At 46.2% G+C, this 23,571-nt stretch carries 20 protein-coding genes; 13 read left to right on the top strand and 7 right to left on the bottom strand.

The annotated features are described in order from the left end of the window. Positions 1–28: 28 nt before the first annotated feature. Positions 29–2,422, top strand: a complete 2,394-nt coding sequence (locus R50345_RS23350) for a GH36-type glycosyl hydrolase domain-containing protein (RefSeq protein ID WP_042130526.1) — start codon at positions 29–31, stop codon at positions 2,420–2,422. Between the two features lie 243 nt (positions 2,423–2,665). Here the strand turns inward: R50345_RS23350 and R50345_RS23345 are convergent, their stop codons facing one another. From R50345_RS23345 to R50345_RS23325, 5 genes are all read right to left on the bottom strand, one after another. Continuing rightward, positions 2,666–3,526 carry an AraC family transcriptional regulator gene (locus R50345_RS23345; RefSeq protein WP_042130525.1) on the bottom strand — a complete coding sequence of 287 codons (861 nt, stop codon included), beginning with the start codon at positions 3,524–3,526 and terminating at the stop codon, positions 2,666–2,668. A gap of 93 nt (positions 3,527–3,619) precedes the next feature. Beyond that, on the bottom strand, positions 3,620–4,750 hold the full coding sequence (locus R50345_RS23340) for a glycoside hydrolase family 88 protein (protein WP_042130523.1): 1,131 nt from the start codon (positions 4,748–4,750) through the stop codon (positions 3,620–3,622). A 264-nt stretch (positions 4,751–5,014) separates the two neighbouring features. After that, the gene (locus R50345_RS23335; RefSeq protein ID WP_042130521.1) at positions 5,015–5,935 is read right to left on the bottom strand and encodes an aldo/keto reductase; all 921 of its coding nucleotides are present in this window, start codon (positions 5,933–5,935) and stop codon (positions 5,015–5,017) included. 175 nt (positions 5,936–6,110) lie between these two features. After that, positions 6,111–7,301, bottom strand: coding sequence for an enoyl-ACP reductase FabV (fabV, locus tag R50345_RS23330; RefSeq protein ID WP_042130518.1), 1,191 nt, complete (start codon positions 7,299–7,301; stop codon positions 6,111–6,113). A gap of 516 nt (positions 7,302–7,817) precedes the next feature. Continuing rightward, positions 7,818–8,753: an aldo/keto reductase gene (locus R50345_RS23325; RefSeq protein WP_042130516.1), complete on the bottom strand. Its 936-nt coding sequence runs from the start codon at positions 8,751–8,753 to the stop codon at positions 7,818–7,820. A gap of 184 nt (positions 8,754–8,937) precedes the next feature. Here R50345_RS23325 and R50345_RS23320 point away from each other — a divergent pair, with 184 nt between their 5' ends. From R50345_RS23320 to yajC, 11 genes are all read left to right on the top strand, one after another. Beyond that, positions 8,938–9,912, top strand: coding sequence for an ornithine cyclodeaminase family protein (locus R50345_RS23320; protein ID WP_042130513.1), 975 nt, complete (start codon positions 8,938–8,940; stop codon positions 9,910–9,912). A gap of 11 nt (positions 9,913–9,923) precedes the next feature. Next, positions 9,924–11,087, top strand: a complete 1,164-nt coding sequence (locus tag R50345_RS23315) for a dipeptidase (RefSeq protein ID WP_081954163.1) — start codon at positions 9,924–9,926, stop codon at positions 11,085–11,087. A gap of 11 nt (positions 11,088–11,098) precedes the next feature. Continuing rightward, the gene (locus R50345_RS23310) at positions 11,099–13,225 is read left to right on the top strand and encodes a CocE/NonD family hydrolase (protein ID WP_042130512.1); all 2,127 of its coding nucleotides are present in this window, start codon (positions 11,099–11,101) and stop codon (positions 13,223–13,225) included. Positions 13,226–13,416: 191 nt separating this feature from the next. Further along, positions 13,417–14,061 (top strand): BofC C-terminal domain-containing protein, encoded by a 645-nt coding sequence (locus R50345_RS23305; protein WP_052414704.1) that lies wholly within the window; start codon positions 13,417–13,419, stop codon positions 14,059–14,061. A 253-nt stretch (positions 14,062–14,314) separates the two neighbouring features. Then, positions 14,315–14,818: a crossover junction endodeoxyribonuclease RuvC gene (gene ruvC, locus R50345_RS23300; RefSeq protein ID WP_036677679.1), complete on the top strand. Its 504-nt coding sequence runs from the start codon at positions 14,315–14,317 to the stop codon at positions 14,816–14,818. Continuing rightward, on the top strand, positions 14,815–15,432 hold the full coding sequence (gene ruvA / locus R50345_RS23295; RefSeq protein WP_042130510.1) for a Holliday junction branch migration protein RuvA: 618 nt from the start codon (positions 14,815–14,817) through the stop codon (positions 15,430–15,432). The genes ruvC and ruvA overlap by 4 nt, the downstream gene beginning before the upstream one ends. A 35-nt stretch (positions 15,433–15,467) precedes the next feature. Beyond that, positions 15,468–16,475 (top strand): Holliday junction branch migration DNA helicase RuvB, encoded by a 1,008-nt coding sequence (gene ruvB / locus R50345_RS23290; protein WP_042130508.1) that lies wholly within the window; start codon positions 15,468–15,470, stop codon positions 16,473–16,475. Positions 16,476–16,507: 32 nt separating this feature from the next. Further along, the gene (locus tag R50345_RS23285; protein ID WP_081954161.1) at positions 16,508–18,610 is read left to right on the top strand and encodes a SpoIID/LytB domain-containing protein; all 2,103 of its coding nucleotides are present in this window, start codon (positions 16,508–16,510) and stop codon (positions 18,608–18,610) included. A 9-nt stretch (positions 18,611–18,619) separates the two neighbouring features. After that, positions 18,620–19,648 carry a tRNA preQ1(34) S-adenosylmethionine ribosyltransferase-isomerase QueA gene (queA, locus tag R50345_RS23280; RefSeq protein WP_042130506.1) on the top strand — a complete coding sequence of 343 codons (1,029 nt, stop codon included), beginning with the start codon at positions 18,620–18,622 and terminating at the stop codon, positions 19,646–19,648. A 21-nt stretch (positions 19,649–19,669) separates the two neighbouring features. Further along, positions 19,670–20,806 carry a tRNA guanosine(34) transglycosylase Tgt gene (gene tgt / locus R50345_RS23275; RefSeq protein ID WP_042130504.1) on the top strand — a complete coding sequence of 379 codons (1,137 nt, stop codon included), beginning with the start codon at positions 19,670–19,672 and terminating at the stop codon, positions 20,804–20,806. A 43-nt stretch (positions 20,807–20,849) separates the two neighbouring features. After that, entirely contained in the window at positions 20,850–21,158 is a 309-nt protein-coding gene (yajC, locus tag R50345_RS23270; protein WP_042130502.1) for a preprotein translocase subunit YajC, read from the top strand. A gap of 91 nt (positions 21,159–21,249) precedes the next feature. Here yajC and R50345_RS23265 read toward each other — a convergent pair whose 3' ends face one another. Both R50345_RS23265 and R50345_RS23260 read right to left on the bottom strand, forming a co-directional pair. Next, entirely contained in the window at positions 21,250–22,089 is an 840-nt protein-coding gene (locus R50345_RS23265; RefSeq protein WP_231573902.1) for a phosphatase PAP2 family protein, read from the bottom strand. 95 nt (positions 22,090–22,184) lie between these two features. Further along, the gene (locus tag R50345_RS23260; protein ID WP_042130498.1) at positions 22,185–22,577 is read right to left on the bottom strand and encodes a TIGR04086 family membrane protein; all 393 of its coding nucleotides are present in this window, start codon (positions 22,575–22,577) and stop codon (positions 22,185–22,187) included. Between the two features lie 225 nt (positions 22,578–22,802). On the opposite strand from R50345_RS23260, the gene R50345_RS23255 reads away from it, so the two are divergent. Continuing rightward, positions 22,803–23,567 carry a YetF domain-containing protein gene (locus R50345_RS23255; RefSeq protein ID WP_042130496.1) on the top strand — a complete coding sequence of 255 codons (765 nt, stop codon included), beginning with the start codon at positions 22,803–22,805 and terminating at the stop codon, positions 23,565–23,567. The last annotated feature ends 4 nt before the right edge of the window (positions 23,568–23,571 follow it).

The following is a 23,571-nucleotide window of genomic DNA, read 5'->3' as shown; positions in this document are numbered from 1 at the left end:
GATAATCTTATAAAGGAGCTGGAACCAAGTGAGAGCTGATCCCCATGAACATACCGATCCCAAGGATTATTATATCTTCAGGGACGAGGAGAAGGAGGTGGAATTCAAACGGCCGGATATGCCGACGCCGTGGATGAACTACCTGTCGAACGGTACCTTCCACACGATGCTGTCGCATGCGGGCGGCGGTGTGGCCTTTTACAAGTCGCCCCAGATCTGGCGCATTACGCGCTACCGTTTCTTCCATCTGCCGATGGACCGTTCAGGCCCTTATATTTATATACAAAATGCGGAAACAGGCCGCTACTGGTGCCCGACCAGCGAACCTGCCACAGATAAACCGGAGATGTGGAAGAGTTCCCACGGCATGGGATATACCCGGTTCGAGGCAAGTCAGGGGAGCATAGCAGCCCAAACGGTGTATTTTGTCGGGCCTTATGAAAATTCACTGATCTGGAATCTGACCTTGACCAATCAAGGCAATACTCCGCAAGAGCTCAAGGTCTATGCCTACGCCGAATTCGGTATGCTGGAATTTATGCGTGAGCTGCAGTGGCAGTGCTACAACAAACATCAGGTTTCGGTGCAGTACCATGAAGCGGAGGCGCTGGTGTACCGGTATGGCGTCGAGAACCAGCCCAAACCGGAGGAGACACCGCTTGTCTATCTGACAGCGGATATGCCGCTTGCCGGTTATGACGGTGATCGCGAGGAATTCATTGGCTGTTACCGCAGCGAATCCAATCCGGCGGCAATTGAAAACGGGGGCTGCACCAACTCCACCCTGATGGGCGGCGACCCGTGCGGTGCGCTGCAGTTTAACCTGACGCTGCAGCCAGGGGAAAGTCGCACGATAAATGTCTTTCTCGGTACTGCAGCGGATGAGCAGGCGATTGTGAGGGCAGTCGCTCACTCCCGGGAAGCGGGATTCGTAGAAGCCTCCTTCCGGGCGCTGAAAGAAAATTGGGCGGATTACCTGGGTGCGTGGGAGAGCAGTCTGCCGGATAAGGATGCCGAGCGGATGATTAACATTTGGAATCCATACCAGGCGCACCGTAACTTTCTGTTTTCGCGCAACATTTCCTTTTATGCCACGGGCACGTTCAGAGGTGTCGGCTACCGGGATACCGCGCAGGATATTTTGGCGGTCGTGCCCTTTGATACGGAGCTTGCCTTTGACAAGCTGAAGCTGTTGCTCGGCCAGCAGTACAGGGACGGGCATGTGAATCACTACTTCTTTCCGAACGAAGGCTGGGACCCGGTAACGAGCATCCATTCCGATGATCATTTGTGGACTGCGCTGGCGGCATGGGATCTTCTGGCGGAAACCGGAGATGCCGCTTTTCTGAAGACCAGGGTACCTTATTATGACGGCGGTGAGGGAACGGTGTATGCGCATCTGAAGGCGGCGATTGATTTTACCGTGTCGAAGCTGGGACAAAGCGGTTTCCCATTGATGCTTCGCTCGGACTGGAACGATCAGCTGTTCCGCGTATGCCGTGAGGGGCGAGGAGAAAGCATCTGGACGTCGATGCAGTTGGGAACGGTGCTGCTGCGGATGACTGATCTTGCGGTATTCGCCGGCCACCCGGAGGACGTCGCACAGTATGAAGCTATGTACGAGACGCAGCGTAAGCTGGTCAACAGTATCGGCTGGGACGGGAGTTGGTTCCGGAGGGCGATTATGGATGATGGTCGGTTCCTCGGCAGCGATGAACACGATGAGGCCAAAATCTGGCTCAACGCCCAGACCTGGGCCACTATGTCCGGCATGGCGGACCAAGATAAGGGCCTGAAAGCAATGGATAGCGTACGCAAAATGTTGGACACAGAGCTCGGCATCAAAAAAATTCATCCTTCTATTACCACCTTTCCCGATCCTGCGGATCCTTTGACCAATTACAATAAGGGGACGGGAGAGAACGGTGCGGTATTCTGTCATGCCAACACCTGGGCAATTATAGCTGAATGCATGCTTGGTCGGGGAGATTTGGCCTATAAATATTATCGTCAGCTGCTGCCGAATGTGGCCATGGATAAGGCGGGCTTATGGCGTTACAAAGCAGAACCTTATGTCTATGCCTCCAACCTGTTCGGGCCGGAGTCAGACAAGTTTGGTCTCGCCAATGTTTCATGGTTAACAGGCACGGCTGCATGGATGTATATCGCCGCCACCCAATATATTATAGGTGTGAAGCCCGTGCTGGAAGGCTTGTCCGTTGATCCCTGTATTCCCGCAAATTGGGAAGGGTTTACGGTAAAACGGCGTTTCAGAGGCTGTGTCTATGACATCACCGTTACGAATGTCAGCAAGGTCTGCAAAGGCGTCAAAGTAATCACCGTTGATGGAGAACAGGTGGAAGGTAATGTACTTCCCCCTTATCCCGGACGTTCATCGGTCAAGGTTGAAGTTATTCTGTAGAGAAGTACACCACTCGTATTTTACTGGCAGGTGAGACATTCGACCGTTGGCTGCGGATCCTGCCGTTTCCAATCTGTTTCTTGTTTCACGTCTTTGTTCGTCTTTAAATAAATTTAAATCACCCTTTCGTAAAATGGCTGCTTAGTACTCCATTTTATGAAAGGGTGATTTTTTGCAGTGATCATGAGACAGGTATTTGATGGATTATTTCTATTCTTGTTTGTACCATCCAAAAAGCTGGTTTTAGCGGATGCTCCTTCTGTATTTTTCGGGTGAAATCCCTTTATTGTTTTTGAACATCTGACTGAAATATGAAGGGGAAAGATGGCCCACTTCTGCCGCAATCTCTTTAACGGGTTTAGTGGTATTGGCAAGCAGTATACAAGCTTCTCTTACACGCCGCTGCATCAGATATTCGGACAGCGTGATGCCTGCAAATTCCTTGAACAAATGCGAAATATGATAGGGTGACAGGTGCATCGCGGCAGCCAGCACTTCGAGGCTGAAGGGTTCTTTGTAATGCTCATCAAGCCATTCGGTGATACGCTCAGCATGTGAACCTCCACGCGAATGTAGCGGGCTAACTTCGGTCAAGTCACCTGACATGTGTTTTTGAAGCAGACGAATCAGCTGAAGCATCAGAAATCCGATATTTTCTTCTGTGCCAGCTGCAGAGTTATTTGTGGAATAATCTAATTCCTCCAGCAAATCAGGAATCAGGGTGTCCTGCAAATCATAGAAAACCGGCATCTGAAGGCTGCCCTTCCACATCCTGCGGAAAAACTTCTCCATTAAAGGAAAAACGGAGAGGTACTGCTCTAGAAGACTGGGGTCAAAGGTCAGATTCGTCCGGATATATGAACGGTTGGGTGTCGGAGGAACCATCACACGGTGCAGCTGATAGGGCTGAAACCAGACCAGTGTATGATCCCGGATAGGGTAGGTTTGATTCTCTGCCATGATTTCCCCGCGGCCGGTGTAAATATATAGTATTTCAATTCCCCGATGTGCGTGAAACCAATGGGCTTCCTCATTTTCATATTTATAATTGTACATAAATAAATTAGGTTTAAATCTTTGGGGTAAATGATCGTTCCTGTTCATGGAACACTCCCTTAATAACCGTTATTAATTACAGTATAGATCATTCATTTCATATGAGCCACGGGTGACACGGGGGGCTGATGCGTAATCACTTTAGTGCTCATACCAATATCCCGGAACACCTTTCTGCAGACGCAGCAGCGCTTCCAAAAAGAAATAGTCACCCCAGATCATGAAATCATCGGGAGATGAATTTCCTCTGACAGAATAGGAGCCATGCCGCAGGAAACCCTCTTCAGATGGACTGCCTGCGGTAAAGTAGCGGTTCAACAGGGAGTCCATAGACTTCTCTGCGGCCTCACCAAACAATGCCCGCTGCGGGTCATCCTCCGGCAAATGTTCCAGCAACTCCAGGAGTCCGCACACAAAGATGGCGGAAGCCGAACTGTCGCGGGGCGTGGAATCCTCCTGCGGCAAATCGAAATCCCAATACGCAACATGATCATTAGGAAGATGCTCCCAAAAATATCGGGCCATTCTTATGGAGGTTTCCAGATAATGCGGCTCTTTGAAATAGCGGTAGGCTAAGGCAAAGCCATAGACACCCCAAGCCTGTCCCCGTGTCCAAGTTGAACCATCCTGATAGCCCTGTGCGGTTCCTCCACGGATGGCATTGCCCGTCAGTTGGTCGAAATAAAAAGTATGAAAGGAGGAATCATCTCCTCTCACCAGGAAGCGTCGGCTCTTCTCGGCATGAATCTTCGCGTAATCCGCATAGCTGCTGTCTCCGGTCTGCTCGGTTGCCCAATAGAGCAGCGGAAGATTCATCAGGCAGTCAATAATAATCCGGGCTCCGTTATCATGATCGCCTTCCGGTCCCCAGGCTTGAAACAGCTGCGGGACAGAGCGCCAGCGTTTCATTAGAATGTCTGCTGCCTGCAACGCCAGCAGACGCGATTCTTCATCCTTATCAACGATCCAGCGGGCCTTGGCGGACAGCGAATACAGAAAGCCGATGTCATGGTGATCGAGCTCCTGTTCCGCTTCCATGCGCTTCTTGAAAGAATCAACCGTTTGGATGGCTGCGGCGTGAATCTCCGGGTCTTTGCTGTATTCATAGCTCAGCCACAAAATACCTGACCAGAACCCTTCCGTCCAGCCGGTATGGTCAGTTAAATGATATTTGCCGTCTCCCAGGCTTACAATTGGAAAAGAGTCACCAAAGTGCTTAATGTTAAGACGGGTGGTGGAGAGCGTGTGTTCAATCGCCGATTTCCAGTTCATAATAACCTCCATAGTATTGCTAAATTGTTATTATGTTCATTATATGCCTAGTGTTCTATTGATTTGTTGTGCAAATGGTTAGCTGAATTGCGGTTAAGAACGGGAGTGTCTAAGCTTTGATTTATGGAGTATAACCGTTGTCCGCCCCCAGTTGGCAGAGCAGTTGACTCTTAATCAATTTGTGCAGGCTTCAAATCTCTGAGAGTCCATCCAAAAAGAAAAACCACGAGGTACGTTATTAACGTATTTCGTGGTTTTTTATACTTATGGAAGTAAATTGCCGGCAGCTCGGTATATTTCATACCATTCTGGTCGGGTGAGCGTAATATCAGAAGCCTTGGCAATATCCCGCAATCGCTGCGTATTGGTTGTACCGACAACAGGCTGCATATTTGCCGGATGTCTGAGAATCCAGGCGATGGCAATAGCAGTATTGGTCACCTCTTTTTCAGCAGCTAGGCGGTTAATGACCTCATTCAATTCAGGGAACTTGTCGTTATCCAAGAACACACCCTCAAAGAAGCCGTATTGGAAAGGTGACCATGGCTGAATGGTCATGTCATGTAGACGGCTGTACTCCAAAATCCCGCCATCATGGACAACCGAACCGGAGTTAGTCATATTTACATTGAAGCCGGTATCAATCATACCCGTAAACATTATACTCAATTGCAGCTGGTTGAACAGGAGTGGTTGTTTAACATTTTTCTTGAGTAGCTCGATTTGCAGCGGGTTTTGGTTGCTCACCCCAAAATGCTTGACCAATCCTTTGCTCTCCAGAATGTCAAAAGCCTCAGCCACCTCTTCAGGTTCGAACAGCGTGTCGGGTCGATGAAGCAGGAGCACATCGATATAATCGGTCTTTAAGCGTTTAAGGCTGCCCTCCACGGATTGGAGAATATGCTCTTTAGAGAAATCAAAATAGCCCTTGCGGATTCCGCATTTGGTTTGGATCAGCATTTTTTCACGCATACCAGGATTATTCTGAAGTACTCCTGCGAATACTTCTTCAGCTTTGCCGTCTGCGTAAATGTCAGCATGATCAAAGAAGTCTATTCCGAGCTCCAACGCACTATGTACATGTGTATCAGCCTCTTTTGCAGACAAATCCGCGATCCGCATACAGCCAAGCGAAATTTGGGATACGTCTAGTACACCATTCGCTACACTAATTTTTTTAACCATGAGTGATTCACTCCTTCGAATGTAAGTAGAACTTGCAGTATTCTATCAAACCATAACATATAGAGGGAGGCTAAGCCAATATATCCTGTGTCGTATTGAAAGGTATGCTTAGAAAAATAAAAGAGGCGGCCACATCAGTAGAATTCACTACTTTTGCGGACCACCTCATTAGCATTTAGACCATATTAGGAATGTCGACATTCGGATCAATATCAGCTTCGTAGTCTACGCCATCTGTTCTGAAGCCAAATAGATTGAAGAAGTCTTGGCGGTAGCCTTCAAGATCAGCTAGGTCGGCAGCGTTCTCAGTTGTCAGCTCGTCCCAACGTTTCATAACCTCAGTCTGCACATCTTCGCGCATTTCCCAGTCATCAATACGAATCAGGCAGCTTCCATCAGTAGTAGCCTTGCCTTCTCCGTATAGGTGCTCAGAGAACAAGCGGTACATTTGTTCAATACAGTTCTCATGCAGGCCTTTTTCCTTCATCACTTCGTAAAGTGCAGAGATATAAAGGGGCACTACAGGAATCGCTGAGCTGGACTGTGTTACAAGCGCCTTATTAACGGATACAAAGGCACGTCCGCCTTTTGACGCAAGAAGGTCATTCATTTGGATCGCCGTCTGTTCCAGATCATGCTTGGCTTGTCCAATGGTTCCGTCCCGATAGATAGGGTGAGTGATTTCAGGTCCGATGTAGGAGTAAGCAACGGTAGTAGCACCGTCTGCAAGGACACCAGCTGCTTGAAGCTGATCGATCCACATTCTCCAGTCTTCACCGCCCATAACGGCGATTGTCTGACGTACCTCTTCTTCCGTAGCAGGCTCAATAGTGGTCATGGATACTTCACCTGTGTGGAAGTTCAAGGTTTTATTCGAATAAGCTGTTCCCACTGGTTTAATTACGGAGGAGAAGGTTTCTCCTGTTACCGGATGGGTACGACGAGGTGAAGCGACACTATAAATAACTAAATCGACAGTGCCATATTCAGCTTTAATCAATTCAATGGTCTTTTCTTTAATAGCATCAGAGAAGGCATCGCCAACTATGCTGTGTGATTTAAGCCCAAGCTCTGCTGCTTGTTGTTCAAAGGCAGCGGAGTTATACCAGCCTGCAGAAGCGGTACGCTGACCTTCCGCAGCTTTATCGAAGAACACACCAATGGTATTGGCGCCAGCACCAAAGGCAGCTGAAATTCTAGAAGCTAGTCCGTATCCGGTAGAAGCACCAATGACAAGTACATTCGCAGGTCCCTCAATTTTCTTTTGTGCTTTTACATATTCAATTTGTTGTTCTATTTGTTTGGCGCATCCCTCTGGATGGGCTGTTGTGCATATAAATCCGCGTGTTTTAGGTTGAATAATCATCAAGGAATTCCCCTTTGTATAAAAATTTAAGTCTACTGATACACAGAGAAAGTATAGCAAACAATATTTACTAATACAAAGAATTTAGGATATTAAATAAGAAACACTACTCTGAGTTTTTAGCGGTTAGACAAGGATCGCTACTCCGTGGCTCGCTGGCAGGCTGCACCGCTGAAACTTAATACATCCACTGTGATTTACGGACCTCACTGACGTTATTCCTTAGAAAAAGGTCCTTATTGGATGTTTTACATGCCAAGAGCGGCTATGGGGGCCGTTAGGATTCCAAATATGTAATCATGCTCTGTTTAAGGTCAGCTGTGTCCGATAGCAGCTGTGCATGTGGGCATGTTAGTTAAAGATGTTCTTCCAACGAATCCAACGAATGAACTGCAGCGCAATGAACGTAACAAACCAATCAAACCGCTCAAATAATAGAACAAAGCAAAAAGGGGTTGTCCCTGCAGCCATTTCATGACTTCTGGGACAACCCCTTACTTTAGTTATAAGGCGTTATTACGCCTTAAAGATTGAATCAATCGCTCTGATCTCTTCAGATGACAGTTGAACCTTTAGCGTTTCCAGGTTCGATACGATCTGCTCTGGACGTTTAGCACCGGGAATAAGTGCGTCGATAGAAGGTACAGTCAAATACCATGCGAGCACCACATGAGCGACTTCAACACCTTTGGCATCGGCAATTTGGCGAACCTTATCCACTTTCTCCAAGTTTTTAGCAAAAGTCTCCCCTTGGAACAGTGGGTCGTTCTTTCTAATGTCGCTGAATGTATCGCCTTGCTTATATTTACCGCCAAGCAGGCCGGATGCAAGAGGGAAATAAGGCACGAAGGAAATACCATGCTCCTGTGTATAAGGGAGCAAATCTTTTTCCGCATCACGTTGCAATAAATTGTAGTGGGATTGAAGAACATCTACATGCCCGTCTTTGTTGGCTTCTCTCAGCTGTTCAATGGAGAAGTTGGAGACCCCAATTGCTCTGATCTTTCCTTCATCTTTCAGCTTCTTAAGCTCGCCAACAGCTTCATCTTTATGTGTGCTTTCATCCGGGAAATGAATATAGTAAAGATCGATATAATCGGTCTGGAGGCGTTTCAGGCTGTCTTCTACAGATTGTCTTAGAAAAGCTGGAGAGTTGTCGATTGTAACCTTATCACCAGTAATCTTGTGAGCACCCTTAGTAGCGATGACCACATTGTCACGGCCGCCTCTTTCTTTCAGTACTTCTCCAATCAGTTCCTCAGATCTACCTGGACCATAAATATATGCGGTATCAATGAAATTGATCCCATGATCAAGAGCGTTGCGAACGATGTTTTTACCAGTCTCATCATTTAAGCCGGGAAATAAATTATGCCCACCAACAGCATTGGCACCCAGTCCGAGAGGGAGTACCTGCAAATTTGTTCTACCTAAAGTTATTTTACTAGACATAATCAATCGTCAGCTCCTTAAAATAGAATATGAACTATATTAAGTATAGCTAATGGCTCGTGGTAAAACAAATTCATGGCTTCCAGCTTTATACATGAATAATTAAAGCGTATAAGTTATGATATAAAGAATAATTTTGCATTCCCATATTTGTTCTCACAATGAAGTAAAGGAGGGTTGTCTTATGCTAGTCATTAATCAAAATGAAGTGACTGAGCTATTAGCAATGGAGTCTTGCATCACAGTGATGGAATCTGTTTTGAAGGACTTGTCCGCTGGACAAGCTGTACAGAGCTTAAGACAAGTACTCCCGCTGCACCAAGGCAACCTGATTGGCTTAATGCCGGGCTATTTGCAGGGTGAAGAAGTAGCAGGAGCCAAAATCATCAGTGTATTCCCAAGCAATCATGGCTCAGGTCTACCTTCCCATCAAGGACTTGTTACGCTATTCGATTCTTCTACCGGTGTTCTGAAAGCCGTAGTAGATGGACTAAAGATTACGGCAATTCGCACAGCGGCTGTTAGCGCAGTAGCCACTCGTTATCTGGCCAGAGAAGATGCTGAAGTGCTTGCCATTCTTGGTACGGGCGAACAAGCCAAAAGCCATCTGGAAGCGATGCTGCTGGTTCGATCCATACGTGAGGTCAGAGTTTGGAGTAGGACACTTGCAAAAGCAAGAGATTTCCAAGCAGAGATGAGCCGTAAATATGGTATAGAGATCGTTGTCGCTGAGTCTGTACAAGAGGCAGTCAGCCCAGCAGATATCATTTGTACCGTAACAGCATCCACAGAGCCTGTACTTAAAGGAGAATGGCTGAAGTCCGGTGTTCACATCAATGCGGTTGGAGCGTGCAGACCAGCGGATCGTGAGCTGGATTCGGAGGTCGTCCGGTTAGCTAAGTTGTATGTAGACCGATTGGAATCCACGCATAATGAATCTGGGGATTATTTAATTCCGCTGAACGAAGGCGTGATCACTTCAGGCCATATCATCGGTGAAATGGGTGAACTGATCAGCGGGAGTATCGAGGGCAGAGCTACAGCTGATGAGATCACTCTTTTTAAAGGACTAGGACTTGCCATAGAGGATTTAGCAGCAGCTAACTTCATTTATAATGAAGCAATTAGATTACAAAAAGGGATTGAAATTGCATTTTAAGGAGCGACCACATGATGAGCACATATGAAGGTTTGTATGATTTCAAGTTGACGGAGCTAGAAGAAGAGCGGGCCATACGTTTACATGAGCAGAACATTAATATTGATTTGCTATTTCAAGGACCCTTATCTCCAAGCGCAATTCCAGAATCTGTGTCCGAAAAAATTAAAGAGCTGTGTGAGCCCTATAAAGATGAGCCGATGGTATACAGCAGTATGCCAGCTAAAATGATCACTAAGCTGTCGGCCAGCGGTGAGATCCCAGAGTATAAAAGTGAATGGTATAAATCAGGAATTACCGCGGGGAACCGGGAACTTCATTTAGAATCCTTAGAAAGCATGATCACTAGCATGGCTGAAGTTCAGCTTCAGTTCGACTCCGCAGATTGGTTAGTTAAAGCTTTAACCGCAGGAGACATACGTGCAGCCAAGCGTAATGGCCATAAGTCGGGTATTATCACGGCGCAAGAAACGGATGGTCTAGGTACGAATCTGGATCTATTAGATGTGTTACATAATTTTGGCTTGAGAATTCTACAATTAACGTATAACAATCAGAATCAGGTTGGTGCAGGTTGTGCAGAACAGTCGAACGCTGGGATTACGAATTATGGAAAAAGGTTCATTGAGCGTCTGAACAAGCTGGGGATCATTGTAGATACGGGACATTGCGGAAAACAGACCACGCTCGATGCTTGCCAGTATTCTAAGACTCCGGTTATTGCTTCACACACAGGTGTAGAGGCCATCTATCCGCATATGCGCTGCAAAAGTGACGAGGAAATCATTGCGATCGCTAAGACAGGTGGAGTGATCGGTATTTTTGCTATGCCATGGTTTGCTCATGAAGACCCTAATCATACAACTATTGATCATGTGCTGGATCATATCGAATATGTAATCCAGCTTGTAGGCGTAGATCATGTCGGAATTGGGACGGATTGGCCGATGAGTGATGTGCTCTGGTCTTTGATCTATTTTAAAGAACATATCGCACCTAAACTAGGTTTCGCCAAAGGAGACGGACCTTCTACTGAAACCGTTGCTGGGCTTGAAAAATATAGTTATTTTATCAACTTTACTAGAGGTCTAGTGGCTCGCGGTTATAAGGATGAGGATATTGCAAAAATCATGGGTGGCAACTGGTTGCGCGTATTTGAAGAAATTTGGGGATAGGGGATAAATAGATGACAACATATTTGAACACAACTACATTTAACTTCTACTGTTCGGGCATTTATTCAGGGAAAATACATTTTACGGAACAACAGATTATGCTCGCCAAGGTTGATCCACGTAGACGAACACAAATGCAGTACAACGTGTTGGATAGCCAGTTCAAGACCGTTCTTCCATTTCAGAAAATCCATGAACATATAGACGCTTATGCTAAAGCAAAATGGGTCAATGATGAGGTAGTTCTAAGTAACGGTGATCTTTATCAAAAGCATATTCAGTATCAGGCTGTAATGGATGGCCGTGAGCTTACTTCACAAGTATGGGCGCTGCGAAATGAGACGGCACTGGATATCGTGACCTTGGACGGTGAGATTATTGCTTTTCTTACGCCGAATCGGTATGGCATCGAGCTGATTGTTAAAGCAGGATATGAGAAGCTGACGCCTCTGGTTGTTTATGATGATCCCCTTTTGTCCAAACCAGAGTATGGTGTGAATGATTTGGGTACGGATCTGATTCCGATGCGCGACGGTGTGAGATTAGCGACGGATGTATTTCTACCTGAAGGCATTCAGCCGGGAACCAAGCTTCCGACGATTCTGGTAAGAACCTGTTATGACCGTAACGGGAAAAAAGAGATTTTTATGAGATGGGCCAACAAAGGTTATGCCGTGGTGTCGCAGGACGTTAGAGGCCGGGCGGATTCGGAAGGGGAATTGATCCCTTTTTATAATGAACGGGATGATGGCTATGATACGATCGATTGGATTATCGCGCAGGAATGGTCGGACGGAAATGTTGGCATGTGGGGCGCGTCCTATCTGGGCTTTGTGGTTGTCTCAGCGGCGACCAGCGGGCATCCCAATTTAAAGGCTGTTGTGGATGAAGTGAATGTCGGCTCACCGTTTGTAGATACGGCGCGTAAGGGTGGAACGCTTTGCTCTTGGCCACTCTTGTCTTGGACGCTTGCACAATCTGTAGGCACCCGAACGGATTTTGATATTTTTGGGGGCATTACGGTGAACCCAGAAGCGGCCGTCGATGCAAGACCGATTAAGGAGATTCCTCAACAAATGATCGGTAAAGCATCCGGACCATGGGATCTATGGAGCCAGCATCCGGAGTATGATGATTTCTGGAGAAACTGTACCTTTACAGTGCGTGGGGATCAGGTGCAGGTCCCTATGTATGTAATCTCAGGCTGGTATGACGGTGACAGCCCTGGTGTATCGGAGACTTGGAGAATGCTGACTGAACATGATGTGCCGAATCGCAAAATCCGTTTAGGAGCTTGGGAGCATGGTCCAAACCGGGCCAGAGACTATGAGGGTGTAAGCTTCGGCAATGATGCAGTGGTTTATGATTATGATGTTTCTGTATTGCGCTGGTTTGACCGCTTCCTCAAAGGCATTCCGAACGGAATAGATCAGGAGCCTAGAGCCTCTTATTATGTCGTTGGTGAGAATCAGTGGAGAACATCGGAGGATTGGACACCGGTTGAAGCAACAACTACGCCGTTTTACCTTTCCAGTGGTGGCCGGGCTAATTCAGGACAAGGAGATGGGAAGCTGCTTACAGCGCCAGAGGAGCATTCACCAGAAGATACTTATGTCTATAACCCAAATGATCCTATGGATGATAGCGGGGAACGAGAGCCTGAAAACTTGAGAAAATATGAGCTGCGAAATGATATTCTTGTGTACACTAGTGAGGTGTTGACAGAAGAATTAACTATAGCTGGCGAATTGTCTGCTATCATCTACGCTGCCAGCACAGGTAAGGATACGGATTGGGTAGTTACGCTTAGTGATGTAAATGAACAAGGAGACTCTATCAGGTTATCTAACTATATTGTCAGAGCAAAATATCGTCACGGGTTTGATGCACCAGAACTGCTCACTCCTGGCCAAGTGGAGGAATACGATATTTTCATGCCGAATATTGCTCACAGATTTGCGGTAGGACACCGAATTCGTTTCTCGATTACCTCGTCCAGTAAATTCGTTGCTTTCCCTAATACGAATACTGGCGGTAACCCGTATGAAGATACAGAGGCGATTACAGTGCTGCAGACGGTTTACCATAATAGTGAATATCCAAGCCATGTGAAGCTGCCGGTTATTCCTAACGCCTGAACTATACTGTAAGGTCAACCTTGTAATTGTAATAAAATATCGATTATTCACAGAAAAGCGCATAAATGATCCCTTCTCAGGTCACAATAGGGAAAAACCAGAATGAAGGGATTAACGTGTCGCGCATAAAAAAACAACTTTGGCAGCGATGGAGACGTTGGAAAAAAGCGCTTTGGGTAGGAGCAGCTTGTGTGGCTTTTACTTTACTAGCTTGGCGCAGTATGCAGGTGCCTGAGGAAATCAGTGGGCTGCTGACGAATTCTAGCTTGGCGGATAGTACTGAAAGTGAATTGGCCGCAGCTGTGTTTAAAGTAGGCGTGGACAGCGGTGAGGAGAAAGAGAAGGCTGCTTTAAATAACGAACAACTGTTGCAGACAATCACTCAAAGCGGACTCAGCAGAACCGTTCATTTAAAAATATCGTATGTATCCGGGGAAGAAATTCAGACATTGCCGGGTGTAAAGAACCCGCTTCAGCTTAAGAAAATTATTAACGAACACCCTGCTTGGAACGGTTGGATCAGCAGCGAGGGAGATTTGTGGCTGGAACAAAAAGTGAATGATCTCTCGACCCTTACGAAAAAAGAAGCCTACATCGGTGTCGATGCTTTTGGAAATTTGAAATTATTTAAAGGACCCCCGGTGCAGGAAAAGGTTTTGAAGACTTTTTTTCAAATGGATATGGGTTCCTTAAAGTCCTCTTTACCGGAAAATATGTGGAAAGAGCTTCATGAAGGCATTCGTGTGCAGGATATAGAGGAGTACAACAGCGTGTTGTCCACCTTCAGTGACTATGCGCGTGAGGCTGCCGAACATGTCATGCAGAACAAGCAATAGCATTAAAAGCATACGAGCTGTCCTAAAGTCATTATTAATGGCTATAGGGCAGCTTTTTTTTGCAAATATAAGAAAGTGTAAAGTTCCCATTGTAGGCCTAAAGTTGTCATTTCGCATCAAAGGGTAAACTTTTTTTCTCCCGGAAGGGGTATTTTTGCTATAATGGTTTGAAGGAATACATATGTTCGCTTCATTGCGGAGTAATGGATGAAAACGGTGGAATAAACTGCCTGTTATAGAGGAGAGATCGTGCTTGCGCATTTTGGGAATTGATCCAGGGCTGGCGATTGTCGGTTTTGGCTTTGTAGATAAGGAAGGTCATAAGTTGACTCCGGTCCAATATGGTTGTATCCAGACTGAGGCTCATACGCCTGAGGAAGAACGTTTGCTGCATGTCTATGAAGGCATGGGTCAGCTCATTGATAAATATAAACCTGATGCTGTAGCGATAGAGAAGTTGTTCTTCGCACGTAATGTTACAACAGCATTACCAGTAGCACAGGCCCGCGGAGTAACGATATTAGCTGCTGTACAGCGCGGCCTACCCGTCTCGGAATATACACCGATGATGGTGAAGCAGGCTGTTGTTGGTTATGGTAAGGCAGAGAAGCGGCAGGTACAGGAAATGGTGAAGCTGTTGTTGAAATTATCGGCGATCCCTAAACCGGATGATGTAGCGGATGCACTTGCGGTAGCGGTATGTCATGCCCATTCGAGCAGTCTTAATTCTAAATTAAATGAGGTATTGCGAAAATGATAGATTTCTTAAGAGGACCCGTCGTTCATTTGGAGTCAGAATATGTGGTGCTGGATGTACAAGGAGTAGGCTATCGGGTGTTCTGCCCGAACCCTTATACTTTCGCTAAAGTAGAAGGGCCTGTAACGATCTATATTCACTATCAAACACGTGAGGATGCTACGCTGCTGTTCGGGTTCCCGACACGGGAGGAGCAAAGATTGTTCCGCAAGTTGATAGAGGTATCTGGGATCGGTCCGAAGGTTGCACTCGGAATACTGACAGGTGGAACTCCAGATCAGTTGATTTCGGCAATTTACCAAGAGAATATCACCTTCCTAACGAAACTGCCGGGCATTGGCAAAAAAACGGCGCAGCGGATGATTCTAGATTTGAAGGATAAGCTGGACGGACTCAGTATGGCCTCGATGCAAACGGGATTATTTGCAGTGCCGATGGAAGAAAGGGCGGATGGGTTAGCTTGGCAAGAAGCTAGAGATGCTCTTAAAGGATTGGGTTATACCGAAAGTGAATTGGATCGCGTGTGGCTCGCTATGAAGAAAGAGGGAGCAGAGACAGGGACTGTAGATGTGTTAATGAAGAAGGCACTGGGGCTGTTATACATTGCTAAATAAAGCCGAACACATCCTGAAGAAAGGGAGCGATAGGAATGGATGACCGGATCATATCCGCAAATTTGATGATGGACGAGCAGGCGGTAGAATTAAGCTTACGCCCTCGTTATCTGGGAGAATATATCGGACAGAATCAGGTAAAAGAAAACCTGAAAATATATATCGAAGCGGCCAAAATGAGAAGTGAAGCGCTGGATCATGTGCTGCTTTACGGGCCTCCAGGTCTCGGTAAAACAACACTCGCGAACATTATCGCCAATGAGCTGGGTGTGAATTTACGAACCACGTCCGGTCCTGCTATAGAGCGGCCGGGAGATCTAGCCGCCCTGCTGACGAACCTGCAGGAAGGCGATGTGCTGTTCATCGATGAAATTCACCGCTTGCACCGGACGGTGGAGGAGGTTATGTATCCGGCGATGGAAGACTTCGCGCTGGATATCATGATCGGCAAAGGACCAAGTGCCCGTTCGGTACGATTGGATCTGCCGCCTTTCACACTTATAGGTGCTACCACCCGTGCCGGGCTATTGTCAGCGCCACTGCGTGATCGCTTCGGAGTGGTCAGCCGCTTGGAGTACTATACGATAGATGAGCTGAGCTACATTGTGGCTCGAAATGCAGATCTTTTAGGGATTGAGATTATCGGTGATGCGGCGGAAGAGATAGCGCTTCGTTCCCGGGGAACGCCGCGGATTGCGAACCGACTATTGAAGCGGGTTCGTGATTTTGCTCAAGTGCGCGGAGACGGGATTATAACCCCTGAGATTTCTGGGGAAGCCCTGAGGATGCTACAAGTAGACCCACGCGGGTTGGATAGCATCGATCACAAGATGTTAAGAGCAATGATTTCAAGCTTTCGTGGCGGTCCTGTAGGGCTGGATACGATTGCTGCCACAATTGGTGAGGAAAGTCAGACGATTGAGGACGTTTATGAGCCTTACCTGCTGCAGATCGGATTCTTGCAGCGGAGTCCTCGTGGAAGAATTGTAACCCCGGCCGCTTATCATCACTTAGGCCTTCCGCTCCCTCCGGAGCAGCACTGAGTCAGTAACTACATTCAAAAGGAGGATGCTGGATGAAGCATACGAAGATGAAATGGAGAGGTATAGCTCCACTAAGCAAAGGATTGCTAGCAGCTGCAATTGCTGTGGGAAGTCTCTTGATCCCTGCGGGTGCCAGTCATGCCGATTCTAATAGTACGATACGAGTTGCCCTTTATGCCGATATTGGTAGTAAATATAAATCTACCGTGCCAGTAGTAACTATGCAATCAACACAAAGCTTTACTTTGATGTCAAACCAACCAGGGAGCGCTCCTTTGTTATCGGTGCCTGCGCAGAGCAGAATTCGTGTTAGTGTGGATGGTTATAGAGTGAAGGTAATGGAGACTTCAAGCTGGAAAACAGCTGCTGATGCGGCTAAAAAGCTTCAGTCTACTTCTGATAAGCCTCAGATTTTTATGATTTCTAGAAATGGAACCAATGTGTACCAGTTGTATACAGGGGTCTATGCCAGTGAAGCTGCTGCCAAGGATGGGCTTGCCCGTGTAGTAAAGGCAGGGCTCGGTATTCCTGCTGATCAAACCCCTGCAGTGAAAGGCGATAAGCATTTATCGGCGGGTCGCTATTCTTCGGAACAAGAAGCTGATAGTGCTCTGAGTAGTATTACAGCTGCTGGTTTTGATGCATGGAAGGTGTTATTGTCGGGAAGTGATGGCAGCGCTCAGTATGAAGTATGGGTTGGCGAAGCTGCGAACGATAAAGATTTGGCTGCTGTTCAGACTGCAGTGTCTGCAGCATTGCCGCAGCTGGCTGGATCTGCTGCGACTTCACCCGGGTTAATGTTGCGTGTAGATGCTGGGCTTGATTTTAGCAATGAAATACAGGCTAATCATTATATGGTTTCCGGAAATGATGCTAAGTTTTTGGCAGTTGGCAATGAGGCTGGAATTCAGCTCGAAGAAAGATCCAAGCGTACCTACCGTGGAAATATGGAGCTAAGTAATTTGAGAGGCTCTCTAGCGGTTATCAATGAAGTGCCACTGGAACAATATTTGTACGCAGTGGTTGGAGGAGAGGTTTCCTCCAGCTGGCCGGATGAAGCTCTAAAGGCTCAGGCTGTCGCCGCCCGAAGCTATGCAATGGCGCAAGGCAACCGTTTTGATGTAGCGAATGTAGTAGATTCTACATTGAGTCAGGTATATAACGGAATTGGATCAGAGGCTCCTGTCATTATTAAGGCTGTGGATGCTACTGCTGGTGAAGTGTTGATGAGTGGTGGCAAAGTTGTGGAGGCTGTGTTCTCCTCGAACAGTGGCGGTGTAACAGCTGATCCATCGGAGGTATGGGGCAATGGTGGAGATGCATTCGCCAGTGTTCCCAGCAAAGAGGATGTCGCAGCTACCGCGACCGCTAAGAAGTGGTATTATTTACTGCTCGCTAATGGCACCTCAGGATACGCACGTGAGGATAACATTAAATTGACAGGGAATAAAACTGCAGCGGGACTGGACATCGCGACAGCTACCACTAAAGATGTCAATGTACGACCCCTTCCTGCTGTTGAAAGTAGTGTAAGTGCGGTAGGTAAGTTGAATCCAGGCGAGAATGCAGTTGTTCTGGATAAAGTTTATGAGTCCGGCAGCTATAGCTGGATCAAAGGGCCATATACCTCTGCCGACCTTCTAAAAAGCTTGCAGGGTAAAACAACCAGCACGCTCCCTTCCAGCATTCTTAATTTGCAGGTTACTCAGCGCGGTCCTTCTGGAAGAGCGATTCAGGTGAAAGCAAATGGTCAGTCTCTGGATGTGAAATATCCTGATATGTTCCGTTCTGCGTTTAATGGATTGCCAAGTACATTGTTTGATATTGTACCAGCCGGAAGTTATACTGTATTAGGCGCTGACGGTACTACTAGCACGATTGGAAGTTCACAGAGCGCAGGTGTACTCTCTGCATCAGGTAAGGTTAATGTAAACGGCAGTGGAACTGTAGTGATGGGCGGGGATTCATCAGCCAGAGCGATTACTAACAGTTCGGGCTTTCTATTCATTGGCCAAGGATACGGTCATGGTCTAGGCATGTCACAATGGGGCGTAAAAGGCATGGCTGACAGCGGGTATGATTACAAGCAGATATTGCAACACTATTATCAGAACGTTACTATAGTTAAGGAATGAAGACAGACCATGAATGTAGACGCATATGATTTTCATTTGCCGGAAGAATTAATTGCCCAGACACCACTCTCTGACCGTAGCTCTTCTAGACTACTCCTAGTAAATAAGGAGGATGGGGCGCTGGCTCACCGGCATTTTACCGATATTATTAATTATTTTCAACCGGGAGATACGCTCGTTCTGAATGATACGAGAGTCATTCCTGCCAGATTGTTTGGGGTTAAAGAAGATACGGGAGCTAAGGCTGAAGTGCTTCTTCTAAAGAATTTGGGAGACGATCGATGGGAAGCGCTTGTTAAGCCGGGTAAGAAGCTTAAGACAGGAGCGGTTATCATCTTTAGTGATGAGCTTCGTGCTGTTATCGAGGACGAGGCTGATATGGGCGGCCGAACGCTTCGCTTCATTTATCAGGGTATTTTCCAAGAGATTTTGGACAGGCTGGGAACGATGCCACTGCCTCCTTATATTAAGGAAACACTGGATGATCGTGAACGATATCAGACCGTTTATGCTAAGCATGAGGGATCGGCAGCTGCTCCTACAGCAGGGCTTCATTTTACCAAAGAACTGTTGGAACAGATTGAGGCAAAGGGTGTAAATATCGCTTATATCACACTTCATGTGGGTCTCGGTACGTTCCGTCCAATGTCTGTTGAGAAGGTTGAAGAGCATGTTATGCATTCAGAGTATTTTGTAATGTCTCAAGAAACAGCAGACACTATAAATGCTACCAAGGAACAAGGGGGCCGCATTATTGCAGTTGGAACGACTTCTTGTCGGACACTTGAGACGGTAGGAAGACAATGTGAAGGCGGTCCGCTTGTTGAATGTAGTGGTTGGACGGATATTTTCATCTATCCGGGATATAAGTTTAGTGTAGTCAATGCGTTAATTACTAATTTTCATTTGCCAAAGTCAACTTTGGTAATGTTGGTTAGTGCTTTGGCAGGTCGGGAACATATTTTAGCTGCTTATGAAGAAGCGATAAATCAGAAGTACCGGTTTTTTAGCTTTGGAGATGCAATGTTTATTTACTAAGGTAAGAGGATGGGTTAACTTATGGCAGCAATTACTTATGAGCACATCAAAACGTGCAAACAATCCGGAGCAAGACTTGGAAGAGTCCACACTCCACATGGTGTGATTGAGACACCTGCATTTATGCCAGTCGGCACACAAGCCACAGTCAAGACAATGAGTCCTGAAGAACTGAAAGAAATGGATGCTCATATTATTTTGAGTAATACGTACCATCTATTCCTGAGACCGGGACATGATATCGTTCGTGAAGCAGGCGGACTGCACAAGTTCATGAACTGGGACCGTCCTATTCTGACGGATAGCGGCGGGTTTCAAGTATTCTCGCTCAGTGACATGCGCAAGATCACAGAAGAAGGCGTTCATTTCCGTTCTCATCTAAATGGGGACAAGAAGTTCTTGTCTCCTGAAGTAGCTATGGAGGTTCAAAACGCACTTGGCTCTGATATCATGATGGCATTCGATGAGTGTCCACCATTCCCAGCTGAATATGATTACGTGAAAAAATCACTGGAGCGTACAACACGCTGGGCGGAACGTTGCCTGAAAAGTCATGCTCGTCCGAATGATCAAGGTCTATTCGCTATCGTGCAAGGTGGTATGTATGAGGATCTTCGCCGTCAGAGTGCGGCTGATTTGACTTCCATGGATTTCCCGGGGTATGCTATTGGGGGGCTCAGCGTCGGAGAGTCCAAGCAGCTAATGTATGAAGTGCTGGATTATACAGTTCCCCTGCTGCCACAAGGAAAACCTCGCTATCTAATGGGCGTTGGTTCACCGGATGCACTGCTGGAAGGATCAATCCGGGGAGTGGACATGTTTGACTGTGTTCTGCCTACTCGTATTGCTCGAAATGGAACAACGATGACCAGTCAGGGAAGACTCGTTGTACGCAACGCAAAGTATGCCCGCGATTTTGGGCCGCTTGATCCGGAGTGCAATTGCTACACATGCCGGAATTATTCCCGCGCTTATTTGCGCCATCTAATCAAAGCCGATGAAACCTTCGGACTTCGATTGACGACATACCATAACTTACACTTCCTGTTGGATTTGATGCGTAAAGTACGTGAAGCCATCAAGGAAGATCGGCTGCTTGATTTTCGCGATGAGTTTTTCGCAAAATACGGATTATATGATAATCTTAAAGGCTTCTAGGTTGAATTTAATGCCTTAATGTACTTTGAAAGGGGGGAGAAATATGTTTCAATATGCAGCAGCAACAGGTGGAGGTAGTATACTAGGTCTTGTAGGTCCATTTGTACTTATGTTTGTAGTATTCTACTTCTTGCTGATTCGTCCGCAACAAAAGAAGACCAAAACTCGTAATGCGATGTTAAAGGCTTTGAAAAAGGGCGACAAGATCGTCACAATTGGTGGTCTTCACGGTACGATCATGGAAATCTCCGATGATATCGTGGTTCTACGGGTTAATGATGTAACTAAACTGACCTTTGATCGCGGTTCCATTAGTCACTCCGTTGCGACGGATGTGGAGGAGAAAGTATAGTTTTATCTGTATTAACTACATAAAAAGCGGTGTCTCTCTTTAAGAGGGACACCGCTTTTTTGACTTTCATTTTTCATAGTGATCTATTCGTTTAACGCATATCCGTTATTCGGCTGCGAACTGTGAGCGATTCTTCACGTCCCCGTAAAGTCAATTTGGCAAGCTGAACACCAACTGTAGAAGCCAAGACTGCTAGCAGAGTGCCGCCTATCATATCTGTAAGCCAATGAATGCCCAGATAGAAAATACCAAAGACGATTACGACTGCGGAAATACTCGTAATGACCATCCAGCGGCGGTTCCCTGAACGGAATGCCAGTAGTGCCATTGTAACGGAAATGGACGTATGTAGACTCGGGAAGCAGTTGTTGAGACCGGATAGAGGGCGGTACTCTTGCTCAAACTTCGGAAATACATCCAGCATAGTAAACCTAACACCTGCAGGTACATAGGACCATACCTCATTTACAGGGAAATATAGGTAGAATGGAATCGCTACGGCATAGTTAATGATAATAGCATAGCAGGTTGCGTACAGCATCACACGGTTCTTATCTAACAGATAAACACCTAGAGAAGCTGCTAGTACAGATTGAAGCATGAAAATGTAGAAGAAAACTATGATAGGCGTTAGCCATGGACTATAGAATATATCCTGAACAGCTTGGACAAAATGCCCCTCTAATCCAAATACAAAGGATGTATAATCTGAGGCAAGATGCATTTTTTCTTCAATTTGCAGTTCATATTTATTCAAGACCAGTACACCAAACATTCCTGCCATCAGTAGCAAAAACTTATAGGATCGCAGCATCTCTCTCCCAATTTCAACTAATGCCATGATGGGATTACGACGAGCGCCAATCCATACTAATATCACTACTAATGCAACTGTGTACAAAACAATATGGTTCATTGATTGGTAAAACAAAGCATTCGAAGCCTCCTTGATTCTCTTTATGAAGTCAGATGATCACAGTTTAACATATTTTCAAGGAATGTTTCGAATTTAATGAAATAATAATTTTAGCTTTTCTGTAAATTAACCCCAAACATTCCGCCAAGCGCTCCAATTGCTGCAGCAGCCAGCACCCAAAGAAGATCAACACCAGAAGGTGAGCTATCCAGAGCCAGAAATCCAATTAGCAGAACGATAATCCCGTAAAAGACTCCTGTAAGACTTCCCTGATACCAGCCTTTGTTCGTGGCTCTGCGACCGGCGGTTAGTCCTCCGAATGCTGCGGCTATGCCGTGTACTATATAAGTGTACATTGAGAGATCTTGCTCCTTGAGACCGCTGCCCCATAATAAAAGAGAGAGGACAAACGCGCCAAACAGCATCCAAAGGAAGGATCGACATAGACCAGATAACACAGGATTGGCTATTCTCCATGAGAACAGGCGCCGGATTAAATACATGGTACAACCTCCTAAAGTTTTTTTAGAAAAATAATCTACATAAGTTATTATTCATTGTATGGGGAGGCTTGCCCCAATAGTACAAGAATGGGCATTGCAGCCTTTTTACCATTAATTAATATGTTCGCTTCCGAATGTTCCCTGTGCTGAGCGGTCAGAATAGGGTTACATTAATCCGCCCGAGAAAACAAGTCTGCGGGTGAGAGTGGAGGGGAGCGAAGCTATATGTCCCAGCATATCACTACCCATATTTTCTTGACCGTGCTGATGTATTTCTTCATATTCCTGTGCATGCGTATCATGGGGAAGAGGGAAATCGGTAAGTTATCTGTATTTGATCTAACGATCTCAATTATGATTGCTGAGATTGCTGTTTTTGTGATCGAGGATATTAATCGCCCGATTTACGAAGGTCTGGTTCCGATGGCCACATTGGTTATCATTCAGGTTGTGGTTGCTCAGCTCAGTCTTAAGAGTAGAAAGATTCGGCTGTTAATGGACGGTAAACCGAGCATACTTATTTCTGGAGGTAAGCTGCACCGGGGAGAGATGCGTAAACAAAGGTACAATATTGATGATCTGCTGCAGCAATTGCGAGGTCAGAACATAGCTAGTCCTGCAGATGTGGAATTTGCGATTCTGGAGCCCAGTGGTCAACTTACCGTTTTCGAAAAAGACAAAGGACTTTCATCTTCTAATCAAACAGGCAATAGCAGTTCAGTTGCTGAGAACAATAAGAACGATGAGGATGCAGATGTAAGCAGTCAGAAAGTAAAGCTGCCAAAGAACAAAATCAGATATGAAGGGCTTCCTATTCCACTGATTATGGATGGAAAGGTCCAGGATCATAATTTAGAGATGATAGGGAAAACAAGGTTCTGGCTGAGAACCCAGATTCGCCAAAAGGGAGTATCAGATTTCCGGGATGTATTTCTTTGCTCCATTGATCATAAAGGCCGAGTGTATGTTGACCGTTTGGATAACAGATAACCAT

The sequence above is a fragment of the Paenibacillus sp. FSL R5-0345 genome, from assembly GCF_000758585.1.
Classification (GTDB): domain Bacteria; phylum Bacillota; class Bacilli; order Paenibacillales; family Paenibacillaceae; genus Paenibacillus_AQ.
The sequence above is the reverse complement of the archived record's forward strand: the minus strand, read 5'-3'. Positions and strand labels throughout refer to the sequence as shown.

What these genes read in the sequence shown, in the direction of transcription:
- R50345_RS23310 (WP_042130512.1), top strand. Translation starts at nt 11,099, where the DNA reads ATGACAACATATTTGAACACAACTACATTTAACTTCTACTGTTCGGGC.
- R50345_RS23285 (WP_081954161.1), top strand. Translation starts at nt 16,508, where the DNA reads ATGAAGCATACGAAGATGAAATGGAGAGGTATAGCTCCACTAAGCAAA.
- R50345_RS23325 (WP_042130516.1), bottom strand. Translation starts at nt 8,753, where the DNA reads ATGTCTAGTAAAATAACTTTAGGTAGAACAAATTTGCAGGTACTCCCT.
- ruvB (WP_042130508.1), top strand. Translation starts at nt 15,468, where the DNA reads ATGGATGACCGGATCATATCCGCAAATTTGATGATGGACGAGCAGGCG.
- queA (WP_042130506.1), top strand. Translation starts at nt 18,620, where the DNA reads ATGAATGTAGACGCATATGATTTTCATTTGCCGGAAGAATTAATTGCC.
- R50345_RS23315 (WP_081954163.1), top strand. Translation starts at nt 9,924, where the DNA reads ATGATGAGCACATATGAAGGTTTGTATGATTTCAAGTTGACGGAGCTA.
- ruvA (WP_042130510.1), top strand. Translation starts at nt 14,815, where the DNA reads ATGATAGATTTCTTAAGAGGACCCGTCGTTCATTTGGAGTCAGAATAT.
- R50345_RS23345 (WP_042130525.1), bottom strand. Translation starts at nt 3,526, where the DNA reads ATGAACAGGAACGATCATTTACCCCAAAGATTTAAACCTAATTTATTT.
- tgt (WP_042130504.1), top strand. Translation starts at nt 19,670, where the DNA reads ATGGCAGCAATTACTTATGAGCACATCAAAACGTGCAAACAATCCGGA.
- R50345_RS23320 (WP_042130513.1), top strand. Translation starts at nt 8,938, where the DNA reads ATGCTAGTCATTAATCAAAATGAAGTGACTGAGCTATTAGCAATGGAG.
- R50345_RS23335 (WP_042130521.1), bottom strand. Translation starts at nt 5,935, where the DNA reads ATGGTTAAAAAAATTAGTGTAGCGAATGGTGTACTAGACGTATCCCAA.
- R50345_RS23255 (WP_042130496.1), top strand. Translation starts at nt 22,803, where the DNA reads ATGTCCCAGCATATCACTACCCATATTTTCTTGACCGTGCTGATGTAT.
- fabV (WP_042130518.1), bottom strand. Translation starts at nt 7,301, where the DNA reads ATGATTATTCAACCTAAAACACGCGGATTTATATGCACAACAGCCCAT.
- yajC (WP_042130502.1), top strand. Translation starts at nt 20,850, where the DNA reads ATGTTTCAATATGCAGCAGCAACAGGTGGAGGTAGTATACTAGGTCTT.
- R50345_RS23260 (WP_042130498.1), bottom strand. Translation starts at nt 22,577, where the DNA reads ATGTATTTAATCCGGCGCCTGTTCTCATGGAGAATAGCCAATCCTGTG.
- R50345_RS23340 (WP_042130523.1), bottom strand. Translation starts at nt 4,750, where the DNA reads ATGAACTGGAAATCGGCGATTGAACACACGCTCTCCACCACCCGTCTT.